Genomic DNA, 11,474 nt, shown 5'->3' with positions numbered 1-11,474 from the left:
TTTTTCTAAAACTAATCTTACGCATTCTAATTTAAATGCATAATCGTACTTGACTTTTCTTTCCATAAAAATACCCCCAAATAGTGTCTAACTTTTTGGGGGCAGTGCAATTGAGCTGCTTTTCTATATCTAATATTTTCTTAATACCCTAATTTCTCTCGTACTCTTCCTAAAACACCATTAGCAACTATGCTTGCTTTAGCAGCACCTTCTTTTAGTAACGCATCTACCTCATCTAAATTATTGATGTAGTAATTGTACTTTTCACGTACAGTTGCAAATTTTTCTACAATCAAGTCAAATAACGCTTGTTTCGCATGACCGTAACCGTAATTCCCTCCTAAATAATTAGCTCTCATGGTTGCTGTTTGTTCAGCAGTAGCTAAAAGTTGGTATAAAGCAAAACAATTGCACGTATCGGGGTTTTTAGGTTCTTCTAGAGGAGTGCTATCCGTTTGAATGGACATAATTTGCTTGCGCAAGGCTTTATCATCTAAAAAAATATTAATCGTGTTATTTCTAGACTTACTCATCTTTTGTCCGTCGGTTCCTGGAATCAACATCGTGTTATTATCAATTTTGGCATCTGGCAACACAAAAGTTTCTCCCATTTGATGATTAAAACGAGAAGCCACATCTCTAGTGATTTCTAAATGCTGTAATTGGTCTTTTCCAACAGGAACAATATTTGCATCATACAATAAAATATCCGCTGCCATTAACATTGGATACGTAAACAAACCTGCGTTTACATCTTCTAATCTATCGGCTTTATCTTTAAAGGAATGCGCTAAGGTTAATCTCTGAAAGGGGAAAAAACAACTCAAATACCAAGACAACTCAGCGGTTTGCGGCACATCGGATTGTCTATAAAAGACAACTTTATTCGTATCCAATCCACAAGCAAGCCATGCAGCAGCCGTACTGTAGGTGTTTGCTCGCAAGGTTTTTCCGTCTTTTATTTGTGTAATCGAATGTAAATCGGCAATAAAAAGAAACGGCTCATTGGCTGGATCATTTGCCATTTCAATTGCTGGTAAAATGGCACCTAATAAATTTCCTAAGTGTGGAGTTCCTGTACTTTGAACGCCAGTTAAAATTTTTGACATTTTTTTCTTATTGTTTGTCGCAAAAATACCACTTTTACAGAAATGGGAAAAGGTTATTTCTAAAGAGTTGAATAATATTGCTATTTTTGAGAGAATTTTAAAAAACACCCTTTGTTTGAGTCTACTCCTGATAGAAGTGGCATCCTTTTAAACAAAGTTTAAAAGATAAAACGAATAGCAGGAAAATGATGGAAACAATACGTTAACGTTTGGTTTTAAAAATATGAAGATACTAAAATATGCTTTTTGGATTGTATGGCACATTTGGTTTTACCTTTTGGTAATTGTTCCAATTCTTATTCTTTTTCCAATATTATTTCTCACCATTTTAAGTGAAAAAACTTATCCTCAATTTTTCTTTTTAGCTCGTTTTTGGGCGAAACTTATTTTTTATGGAATGGGTTTTTATCGTAAAGTGGAATACCAACAAAAATTGGTAAAAGGAGAAAGTTATATGTTAGTAGCCAATCATACTTCCATGACGGACATTATGTTGATGCTTTTAGTGGTAAAAAAGAATCCTTTTGTTTTTGTCGGCAAAAAAGAATTGGCTAAAATTCCTGTTTTTGGTTTCTTTTTCAAACGCGTTTGCATTATGGTAGATCGAAGCAGTAGTAAAAGCCGTTTTAAAGTGTTTGAATTGGCGCAAAAACGATTACATCAAGGATTGAGTATTTGTATTTTCCCAGAAGGAGGTGTTCCTGATGATGAAAGTATTGTTTTAGATGAGTTTAAAGATGGTGCTTTTCGTTTGGCAATCGAACATCAAATTCCTATTGTACCAATGACCTTTATAGACAATAAAAGACGTTTTCCTTTTCGTTTTTTTAGTGGCACAACAGGTCGTATGCGTGTAAAAGTGCATCCTTTTATTGAAACCAAAGGCTTGAGCTTGGATCATAAGACAGCATTAAAAGAACAAACAAGAGCTGTTATTCTAAACGAATTGGAAAAACACTATAAATAACAGTTTTCTATAATACACTTTCTATTTTAGAGGTAACCGTTTCTGGAGCAATGGTTCGCATTACATCTTCGTATCCTACAACTTTTTTATTTCCGTAAACCGATGTGGGCAACAGTGGAAATTGGGTTCTGTCTGCAGTAATGCAAAAATCATCAGGCTGATGAAAGGGCTTAAAACCAGCATAAGGATGGGTTGCTCCCCAAAGGGTAATTACTTTAATGTCTAACATAGCTGCAATATGTGCATTCCCAGAATCCATAGAAAGCATCACATCTAAATTAGAAATTACCTTAAGTTCTTGTTCCAAAGTTAGTTTTCCAGCCAAAACAATTACATTAGAATAATTCGTTTTTAATTGTTCCAATAACTGAATTTCTTTTGCTCCACCTCCAAAAAGATAGATGTTATACTGAGAATGAGAGGCTAATTGTTGGATTACTTCTTGCATCAAATCGAAAGGATATACTTTACTTTCATATTGTGCAAAAGGAGCAATTCCAATATTTTTTTTATGGGTATCAAAGGGCACTTTTTCAAGAATTGCTTCCGATAGAATTGCTTTTTCAGACAATGGAACCATAGAGAAATCAATTGGAAAACCTAATTTTTGAAAAGTATCTGCATGATTTTGAAACATGGGTTTTACGGGAGCGAAAATCTTATTTTCTAATCGGGTTAATTCTTTTTTAGCTTTTCTACCTTTATCAGTTGCAGCCACTTTTTTTCCAGAAAGAAAAAACAAGGTTCGAATTATTTTGGAACGCAACACATTATGTAAATCAGCAACAGCATTGATGTTTAATTTTTGTAAATCAAAAAACAAGCGTAACAGTCCTAGAAATCCTTTATGCCTTTTTACTAAATCCACTGCAAAGAAATTTACATTTGGAATATCTTGAAAAAAGGGTTTAAAAAAAGGACGAGAAACTACGGTTATAGAATGTTCAGGGTATTGCATAGAAAAAGCTCTCAACACAGGAACTGTCATGGCAACATCACCCATGGCTGAAAGCCTTATTACTAAAATATGTTTTGTTTTAGACATCTAACGATGACTATTTTTTATTTTGATATAAAACAGGATTTAATTCCTCGTCGTTATACATTTTCATTTGTTTGTATACTTTCATGTACTTATCTCCATTTTCAATATCTTCAATCAATTGGCTAATGGAAGTAAACATATCGTTTTTTTGGTCTAATAATACGTTCAATTTTTCTTGACATTTTGCTCTATGCTCTGCAGTTGCTTCTGCTCTTGTAGCTTCTTCATTCATATGATAAATTTTCAACGCTAAAATCGAAAGTCTATCAATAGCCCAAGCTGGACTCTCTGTATTGATTTTTGCATTCGCTTTTACTTGAACATTTGCATATTTTTGAAGAAAATAACTATCAATATATTCTACCATATCGGTACGTACTTGATTCGAAGCATCAATTTTTCTTTTTAAATCTAAAGCCGCTACAGGATCTATTTGTGGATCACGAATAATATCTTCATAATGCCATTGCACCGTGTCTACCCAGTTTTTTGCATACAATAAGTACTCAATAGTTCCTTTTTCATACGGATTTTGTACGGGTTGATACACATCGTTAATAACGTGATAATCGTTAATAGCACGCTCAAATATGGGAAATGCAAATTCTGCAAACATGATTATAATTTTTTAAATTTCTACAAAAATAAGGTTTTTTTGTACTTTTAACCTGAAATTTAAAAACTAATCCAATGCATATTCATTATATTTCAGAAGAAAACAGCATTTTAAATCACTTTTTAGCTCAAATTAGAGACGTTTCAATCCAGAAAGACAGTATGCGTTTTCGTAAAAATATAGAGCGTGTTGGTGAAATTATGGCCTATGAATTGAGTAAAACATTGGAATACAAACCAATACAAGTACAAACACCTTTGGGAATTAAAAATACAACCCAAATCTCTGATAAAGTCGTTTTATGTTCTATTTTACGGGCTGGTTTAGCGCTTCATACAGGTTTTATGAACATTTTTGATGCAGCAGATAATGGTTTTGTTTCAGCATACCGCTATCATCCAAATAATGATGCTACTTTTGAAATACGAGTGGAATATCAAGCGGCTCCTAACTTAGAAAATAAAACGCTTATTTTAATTGATCCAATGTTAGCTACTGGACAATCCATTGTAGCCGTTTTGCATAAATTACATTTAGAGCAAAAACCGAAAGAAATTCATATCGCCGTAGCAATTGCTGCTCCAGAAGGCATCCAATATTTACAAGAAAATTTACCAGAAAACGTACATTTATGGGTAGCCGCATTAGATGAAAAACTGAATGAAAAAAATTATATCATTCCTGGTTTAGGTGATGCGGGTGATTTAGCTTATGGTATCAAATTATAATTGAGCCACAAAAAAGAAAATACCCAATAAAGATAAAACATATAGAGTTCCTTCTTTAAGAATTTTATTTTCTTGATTTTCAATAAAATTAGCTCCTAGTATAGCTAAAGGTGCTATGGAAAAAGCCAAACAACTATTGTTTTTATCCGCTGAAAAAAGATATACGATAACACCTAATATAAATGCAAAAATAATCTTTTTGTAAGAGGTTTTCATGTTCATTGGTTTTGTTGCCAAGGTTAAAATCATATTGATAAAAAACAAAAAACCAATAGACGTGAAAACAGCTAGTGCAATATTTTGATACGTGTTTTCAAAATACGTAAAATCAAAACTAATAAAGGACTTAGCAAAAAAAGCTTCTAGAAGTTCATTATCACTCCAAATATTAAAAATAAAAAATAGAATAATTACGCTAAACAAAGCTATTCCAGGAATGATCCAATTTCTATAGTCTCTTGATACGTGTAAGATAATAGAAGCAAAAACAAGAAAAATAAAGAGAATACTCCAAAAATGAAATAACGCAGCTAAAAAAATCCAGAATGACGCATCAAAGATTTTCTCTTTGGTGTTTTTCATCGATTTTAATGAAATTAATCTTCTTAGGGACAGTAGTAATAAAAAATTAGATATTAAAATGTTTTTATTTTTAAAAATGGTAGGAAAAAAGAGTAAAAAAATAAAAAAGAGTAAAATGGCATAATTATTATTTCTAGACAAATTATTTTTTAAAGCAATAAAATTGACTAAAAAACAAGAAGCTGCAATTGCTATAAAGTATAAACTTCCATATAAAATACCTTCCCATCCGGTATATGTTTGGTGAGAAACAGAATAAGAAACAAAGGCTATTAAAAGCAATGTTCCAATAATTACATAATTAAAAGGTCTTGTTTTATTAAAAATGCTTGCTATCATCAGGATATTTTATACTTTTGTAGTGTAAATATAATACATTATTAAAATGAAATCATTTTTTGAAGGAATTGGTACACTTTTCACCGATTATTTATTTGTCCCTTTTCATTGGTTAAGAGAAATGGAATTAACAAATTGGTGGGGTGCAAACACTATAAACTGGATTTTCATCATTATTTGTTGTGTGGCTATGGTGTATTGGGTAAAACAATTAAATCTTCATAAAGCAAATAATGAAGATACTCAAGACACAACTGCACATTCGTTTTTAAAATAAAATTCCCCTTTTAAAAGAGGAACTTTATTTATAAGTCAAAGCCAATATCTTTACGATAATACATCTTATCAAATTGTAGTTTTGCTATACTTTGATAAGATTTTTTTATGGCTTCTTGAAAATCATTTCCATAAGAAGTTACAGCCAATACTCTTCCACCATTTGTAACAACTGTACCATTATCTAGTTTTGTTCCTGCATGAAAAACTAATGAATCCGTAATCGTTTCAATTCCGGTTATTTCGTGTCCTTTTTCATATTCTTCAGGATAACCTCCAGAAACCACCATAATTGTTGTAGCCGCTCTCTCATCAATTTCTAAAGTAATTTTTTCTAATTCTTGAGCATGCATTGCTTCAAAAATAGCAACTAAATCGCTTTTTAATCTTGGCATAACCACTTCCGTCTCTGGATCTCCCATTCGAACGTTGTATTCGATTACCATAGGCTCCCCTTTAACATTGATTAAACCAATAAAAACAAATCCTTTATAATCAATAGTATCTTTTTGTAAACCTTCAATAGTAGGTTTTACAATTCTAGTTTCAATTTTATCTAATAATACTTGGTCTGCAAAAGGTACTGGTGAAACGGCTCCCATTCCTCCTGTATTTAAACCTGTATCACCTTCTCCTATGCGTTTGTAATCTTTCGCTGTAGGCAAAATTTTGTAACTTTTTCCGTCAGTTAAAACAAAGCAACTTAATTCAATTCCATCTAAAAATTCTTCAATTACCACTTTAGAAGAGGCTTGACCAAATTTAGCATCAACCAACATACTTCTTAGTTCTTTTTGAGCTTCCTCTAAATCTTGCAAGATTAAAACTCCTTTTCCTGCTGCTAAGCCATCTGCTTTTAATACATAAGGAGGTTGTAAAGTTTCTAAAAAAGCACATCCTTTTTCCACAGTAGCAGCTGTAAAGCTTTCGTATTTAGCTGTTGGAATATTATTTTTAACTAAAAATTCCTTAGCAAACTCTTTACTGCCTTCTAATTGTGCTCCAATTTTAGAAGGTCCAATAACCGGAATCTCATTTAATTCACTATCGTTTTTAAAATAATCGTAGATTCCATTTACTAAAGGATCTTCTGGTCCTACAACCACCATATCAACTTTTTCTTGCAAAACAAATTGTTTTACAGCTTCAAAGTCATTAGGGTTAATTGAAATGTTTTTTGCGATTGTTGCTGTACCTGCATTTCCTGGAGCTACAAATAAAGAAGAACATTTTGGACTTTGCAACATTTTCCAAGCCAAAGCGTGTTCGCGTCCTCCCGAACCTAAAAGTAATATTGTCATTTTGTTGTGTTGTTATTTTGGCAAAAATACGTTTTCTACAGAAGAAAGAAAAAAGAAGAAAGAAAAAAGAATTTTGTTTCTTACAGTTTTTATACTTTTGAGAAAATTAATTCTCATGTTTCCTCTTTTTGAATTGACATTAAAAATAAATGGCTTTCCTATACAAAAAGCAAAAGAAGATTTTGCTTCCATTTTAAAAATTGAAGATGATAATTATCAAAAATATATTGAGGAAAAAAGAAAAGAAATCGTTGCTTTTCATCTTAAAAATAATGTTTTTTATCAAAATTTAGTAGAAAAAAAACAGTTTAATACTTGGGAAGATTTACCTATATTAACCAAAAAAGATTTGCAACAACCTTTATCGGAAAGACTTTCAAAAACCTACTCTGAAAAAACTGTTTTTGTGAATAAAACTTCTGGTTCTAGTGGTGATCCCTTTATTTTTGCAAAAGATAAAGAAGCACATGCTTTAACTTGGGCTTCTATAATCTATCGATTTGGCTGGTATAATATAAACTTTAACACCTCTTATCAGGCTCGTTTCTATGGTATTCCTTTAGATTTTTTGGGGTACCAAAAAGAACGTCTTAAAGATTTTTTAAGTAAACGCTATCGGTTTCCAATTTTTGATTTATCAGATGTTGTTTTAGAAAAAATAGTATACCAGTTCAAGCGAAAAAAATTTGACTATATCAACGGTTATACCAGCTCTATTGTATTATTTGCTAAATTCTTAAAAATGAAAAACATCATTTTAAAAGATATTTGCCCTTCACTACAAGTTTGTATGGTAACTTCAGAAATGTTGTTTGATTCCGATAAAGAATTATTAGAAACACAGTTTGGTATTCCAATCGTTAATGAATATGGTGCTTCAGAATTGGATTTGATTGCTTTTCAGAATACAATAGGAGAATGGCAAGTAAATAGTGAAACTTTATTTGTTGAAATAGTAGATGAAAACAATCGGCCTGTCCCTTATGGCACAGAAGGGAAAATTGTAATTACTTCCTTATATAACAAAGCACATCCTTTTATTCGCTATGAAATAGGTGATAGAGGTATTTTAGATGAAAAAAGTACCTGGAAAAAGCCTATTTTAAAACAACTTTTAGGAAGAACCAATGATATTGCTATTCTACCTAGTGGAAAAACTTCACCAGGACTTACTTTTTATTATGTTACCAAAAGTATTATTGAAGATGATGGGAATGTAAAAGAGTTTATCATTCGTCAAACTAAAACAGATAGTTTTGAAATCGATTATGTAAGTAATTTTGAACTTACACCCCAACAGATAGTGGAAATTGAAAAAGCCATTTCTAAATATTTAGAACCTAATCTAAAGTTTACGTATCACCGAAAAGAAATGTTACAACGTAGTAAGCGCGGTAAGTTAAAACAGTTCGAATCGTTACTCTAATTTCGGTATTTCATAAAACCACGATACATCCAATGAAGTATATAATAAGTAGATTGCAGTAGATTTAATTGTTCTACTTCTCTGTAAAATTGCCATTGGTACTTAATTAAATGTGATTTTTTCCTTGACAAAGAATTTTCTCTAATTCTATATATGGCTTGTGGTTCTTGAATTCCGTAAGCAAAAGGAATTATTTTTAAATACTGCAACCATAATCCCATATCTTGACGTTTACGAATGAAGGGCATTTGTTTCTTTCCTAGTGTCTTAATATCCACAAAAGCCGTTAAACAACTAATAGAATTTGATTTTAGAATATCGGTATAAGTAACTCTTTGAGGAACAATAAAATCAGAGTATATGAATTCTAAAGCTTCATTAGCGCGTTTATAAGACGAAAAAACAAATGAAACGTTTTGTTCTTTTATTGTTTTTACACTATTTTCAATAAATGTAGGAAACCAAACATCATCTGCATCAATAAAAGTAATGTAATGACCTATTGCTTTTTCAATAGCCGTATTTCTAGCAACAGCTGGCCCAGAATTTATATCTAACTTGTAAAATTGAATACGTTTATCATTTTCAATTATCGAAGCAACAATGTTCTCTGTTTCGTCTGAAGAACCATCATCTACAATAATCATTTCCCAATTAGGATAGGTTTGATTTTGTACTGAAGCAATGGTTTCAGCAATAAAATTAGCGGAATTAAATGTAGGTGTTATGATTGAAACTAAAGCTTCCATTAATAGGCTTTTTCTTCTCCTTTGATTGCATTTAATACTGTAGAAAAAATAATTTTTACATCTAACACTACAGACCAATTTTCGATATAGAAAATATCATATTTAACCCTATTAATAATATGTCTATTGTTCTCTACTTCTCCTCGAAAACCATTGGTTTGTGCAAGACCAGTAATACCTGGTTTAATAAAATGTCTTACCATAAATTTATCTACACTTTTAGCATACATCTCCGTATGACTGACCATGTGAGGTCTTGGACCTACAACAGACATGTCTCCTAAAAGAACATTAAAAAACTGAGGTAGTTCGTCTAAACTTGTTTTTCTTAAAACAGCTCCTAATCGAGTAACTCTAGGATCATTTTTTTGTACTTGTTCAATATCTGCAATTGGGTTTAAGTGCATGGATCGAAACTTATAGCAATAAAATTCTTCATAGTTTAATCCATTTCTTTTTTGCTTAAAAAAAACAGGCCCTTTTGATTCTAGCTTTATCAATAAAGCAACAATTGGTGTTAACCATGATAAAATTCCTATAATAACTAGTAACGAAAAAACAATGTCAAAAACTCTTTTTGTAATTTGGTTGGTACGTTTATCTAAAGGAATATTTCTTAGAGAAACTATTGGAATATAATCGTAATAATCGAGTATCAAATTTCGAGATAATACATTTTTATTATCAGGTAATAGCTTTAGTTTTTTTAAATTATTATCGGTAAAATCAACAAATAAATTCAATTCACTATTGCTTAAACTAGAAATGGAACAATATATTTCGTCTATTCTTTCATCTAAAACAAAATCAAAACAAGAATTAAAACTATCTTTCTTTCCTTCTTTAACATCTATAACTTTTTCAAGTTTATAACCATAATCTGGGTTTTCGTTGAAAAAATGGATTAATTTTTCAACTTGCTTTCCATGGCCTACGATTATTACTCTTCTAAAGTTTCCTCCAAAAGTGACTCTAAATCTTTTTAAAAAGTAATAAATGGCAAATTTTTCAGTAGAAACAAAAAGTAAAGAAAAAGAAATAAACTTTACCATTTGTGAAGGTTCTGAAAACTTGTAAAAAAATCCTAAATAAGCAAAATTAAATATTAAAAAAAACAAATATTGTTTTATTAATTTTCCTAGTATTTGAAACTCTTTTGTAAATCGATATACTTCATAAAAAGCTACGTTTGAAGATATTATTATCCAAGAAAAGGAAATAAAAAAATGATATCCAAAATTGTTTAATTGTTCTGGAAGAAAATAAAAAGCAAGTACATTGACTATTAATAAATCAACGACATACGAAAAGGGCCTTATGTATCCTGAATATCTTCCTGTCTTTGGTGACATTAATAAATATATTTTGTAAAATCTTTATGTTCTTCTTTTGCTAATTCTTCTGGAGAAAGAGATTTAAAGTATTCATAAGTTATTTTCATACCTTCTTCTCTTCCTACTTTTGGTTCCCAACCTAAAATATCTTTAGCTTTTGTAATGTCGGGTTGCCTTTGTAAAGGATCATTTATAGGTAAGTCTCTGTATACAATTTTTTGATTGGTACCTGTTAACTTAATAATTTCTTCTGCAAAATCTTTAATGGTAATTTCATCAGGATTTCCTATGTTAACCGGTAAAGCATAATCAGAATGTAACAATCTCCAAATACCTTCAACTTGATCATCTACATAACAAAAAGAACGTGTTTGGCTACCATCACCAAAAACTGTTAAATCTTCTCCTCGTAAGGCTTGACCAATAAATGCGGGTATTACTCTACCATCATTAAGTCGCATTCTAGGTCCATAGGTATTAAATATTCTTACAATTCTGGTTTCTACTCCATGAAAAGTATGATAGGCCATAGTAATAGATTCTTGGAAACGTTTGGCTTCATCATAAACACCTCTTGGACCAATGGTATTCACATTTCCATAATATTCTTCTGTTTGTGGGTGCACTAAGGGGTCTCCATAAATTTCAGAAGTAGAAGCAATTAAAATACGAGCATTTTTAACACGGGCCAAACCTAATAAATTATGTGTTCCTAATGAACCTACTTTTAAGGTTTGAATTGGAATTTTTAAATAATCTATCGGACTTGCTGGAGATGCAAAATGTAAAATATAATCTAATTCTCCTGGTACATGGACAAACTTAGTTATATCGTGATGATAAAATTCAAAGTTTTTTTCTTTAAAAAGATGTTCAATATTCTTTAAATCTCCAGTAATTAGATTATCCATTCCAATTACAAAGTAACCTTCTTTTAAAAATCGATCACAAAGATGTGAACCTAAAAATCCTGCAGCTCCTGTTATTAATATTCTTTTCATT

The 11,474-nt window shown here is 31.0% G+C and carries 12 protein-coding genes; 4 read left to right on the top strand and 8 right to left on the bottom strand.

From position 1 onward, the window contains the following. Positions 1 to 140: 140 nt before the first annotated feature. Positions 141 to 1,109, bottom strand: coding sequence for a tryptophan--tRNA ligase (gene trpS / locus FHG05_RS15690; RefSeq protein ID WP_140999057.1), 969 nt, complete (start codon positions 1,107 to 1,109; stop codon positions 141 to 143). Between the two features lie 223 nt (positions 1,110 to 1,332). Here trpS and FHG05_RS15685 point away from each other — a divergent pair, with 223 nt between their 5' ends. After that, positions 1,333 to 2,076 carry a lysophospholipid acyltransferase family protein gene (locus FHG05_RS15685; RefSeq protein ID WP_140999056.1) on the top strand — a complete coding sequence of 248 codons (744 nt, stop codon included), beginning with the start codon at positions 1,333 to 1,335 and terminating at the stop codon, positions 2,074 to 2,076. Between the two features lie 7 nt (positions 2,077 to 2,083). Here the strand turns inward: FHG05_RS15685 and FHG05_RS15680 are convergent, their stop codons facing one another. Together FHG05_RS15680 and FHG05_RS15675 are read right to left on the bottom strand one after the other, a co-directional pair. Continuing rightward, positions 2,084 to 3,121 carry a glycosyltransferase family 9 protein gene (locus FHG05_RS15680; RefSeq protein WP_140999055.1) on the bottom strand — a complete coding sequence of 346 codons (1,038 nt, stop codon included), beginning with the start codon at positions 3,119 to 3,121 and terminating at the stop codon, positions 2,084 to 2,086. A 10-nt stretch (positions 3,122 to 3,131) separates the two neighbouring features. Continuing rightward, positions 3,132 to 3,737 (bottom strand): DUF4254 domain-containing protein, encoded by a 606-nt coding sequence (locus FHG05_RS15675; RefSeq protein WP_140999054.1) that lies wholly within the window; start codon positions 3,735 to 3,737, stop codon positions 3,132 to 3,134. A gap of 74 nt (positions 3,738 to 3,811) precedes the next feature. On the opposite strand from FHG05_RS15675, the gene upp reads away from it, so the two are divergent. Beyond that, on the top strand, positions 3,812 to 4,465 hold the full coding sequence (gene upp / locus FHG05_RS15670; RefSeq protein WP_140999053.1) for a uracil phosphoribosyltransferase: 654 nt from the start codon (positions 3,812 to 3,814) through the stop codon (positions 4,463 to 4,465). Here upp and FHG05_RS15665 read toward each other — a convergent pair. Next, positions 4,460 to 5,386 carry a DUF6427 family protein gene (locus tag FHG05_RS15665; RefSeq protein WP_140999052.1) on the bottom strand — a complete coding sequence of 309 codons (927 nt, stop codon included), beginning with the start codon at positions 5,384 to 5,386 and terminating at the stop codon, positions 4,460 to 4,462. The genes upp and FHG05_RS15665 overlap by 6 nt on opposite strands. Positions 5,387 to 5,432: 46 nt before the next feature. Here FHG05_RS15665 and FHG05_RS15660 point away from each other — a divergent pair, with 46 nt between their 5' ends. Beyond that, positions 5,433 to 5,663, top strand: a complete 231-nt coding sequence (locus tag FHG05_RS15660; RefSeq protein ID WP_140999051.1) for a DUF6341 family protein — start codon at positions 5,433 to 5,435, stop codon at positions 5,661 to 5,663. Between the two features lie 28 nt (positions 5,664 to 5,691). Here the strand turns inward: FHG05_RS15660 and purD are convergent, their stop codons facing one another. Further along, a complete protein-coding gene (purD, locus tag FHG05_RS15655) occupies positions 5,692 to 6,963 on the bottom strand; it encodes a phosphoribosylamine--glycine ligase (protein ID WP_140999050.1) in 1,272 nt (423 codons plus the stop codon). Positions 6,964 to 7,078: 115 nt separating this feature from the next. Between purD and FHG05_RS15650 the strand changes: the two genes are divergently transcribed. Continuing rightward, positions 7,079 to 8,389 (top strand): phenylacetate--CoA ligase family protein, encoded by a 1,311-nt coding sequence (locus tag FHG05_RS15650; protein ID WP_140999049.1) that lies wholly within the window; start codon positions 7,079 to 7,081, stop codon positions 8,387 to 8,389. Here FHG05_RS15650 and FHG05_RS15645 read toward each other — a convergent pair. From FHG05_RS15645 to FHG05_RS15635, 3 genes are read right to left on the bottom strand one after another with little or no spacing between them, the layout of a single operon-like run. Continuing rightward, positions 8,386 to 9,138, bottom strand: a complete 753-nt coding sequence (locus tag FHG05_RS15645) for a glycosyltransferase family 2 protein (RefSeq protein WP_140999048.1) — start codon at positions 9,136 to 9,138, stop codon at positions 8,386 to 8,388. The two genes, FHG05_RS15650 and FHG05_RS15645, sit on opposite strands and share 4 nt — an antisense overlap. Next, on the bottom strand, positions 9,138 to 10,490 hold the full coding sequence (locus FHG05_RS15640; protein WP_140999047.1) for an undecaprenyl-phosphate glucose phosphotransferase: 1,353 nt from the start codon (positions 10,488 to 10,490) through the stop codon (positions 9,138 to 9,140). Before FHG05_RS15640 ends, FHG05_RS15645 begins: the two co-directional genes overlap by 1 nt. Beyond that, positions 10,490 to 11,473 (bottom strand): UDP-glucuronic acid decarboxylase family protein, encoded by a 984-nt coding sequence (locus FHG05_RS15635; RefSeq protein WP_140999046.1) that lies wholly within the window; start codon positions 11,471 to 11,473, stop codon positions 10,490 to 10,492. Before FHG05_RS15635 ends, FHG05_RS15640 begins: the two co-directional genes overlap by 1 nt. Position 11,474 lies beyond the last annotated feature (1 nt).

The sequence above is a fragment of the Flavobacterium profundi genome (assembly GCF_006491645.1).
GTDB classification, from domain to species: Bacteria; Bacteroidota; Bacteroidia; order Flavobacteriales; family Flavobacteriaceae; genus Flavobacterium; species Flavobacterium profundi.
The sequence above is the reverse complement of the archived record's forward strand: the minus strand, read 5'-3'. Positions and strand labels throughout refer to the sequence as shown.